Raw genomic sequence first — 305 nt, forward strand, 5'->3', positions numbered from 1 at the left:
GAATCATTCAATTAAATAGCAATCCCGCGATAAGCTTGGGAAGCAGAAGCTTATTATTTATGTGAATGGGCCTATAGCTCAGCTGGTTAGAGCGCACGCCTGATAAGCGTGAGGTCGATGGTTCGAGTCCATTTAGGCCCACCATTCCATTTACGGGGCCTTAGCTCAGCTGGGAGAGCGCCTGCCTTGCACGCAGGAGGTCAGCGGTTCGATCCCGCTAGGCTCCACCAATGAATCAATCACGATGTGATTGGGACAGCTTGTTCCTTGAAAACTAGATAATAGATTGAAGGCAATTAATTTTT

The 305-nt window shown here is 47.5% G+C and carries 2 tRNA genes; both read left to right on the forward strand.

Going from position 1 to position 305, the window contains the following annotated elements:
• Positions 1-67: 67 nt before the first annotated feature.
• A tRNA-Ile gene (locus tag QNI08_RS22445) sits at positions 68-144 on the forward strand.
• A 10-nt stretch (positions 145-154) separates the two neighbouring features.
• Positions 155-230: transfer RNA gene (locus QNI08_RS22450), tRNA-Ala, on the forward strand.
• Positions 231-305 lie beyond the last annotated feature (75 nt).

This window comes from Peribacillus folii (assembly GCF_030271255.1).
Classification (GTDB): domain Bacteria; phylum Bacillota; class Bacilli; order Bacillales; family DSM-1321; genus Peribacillus.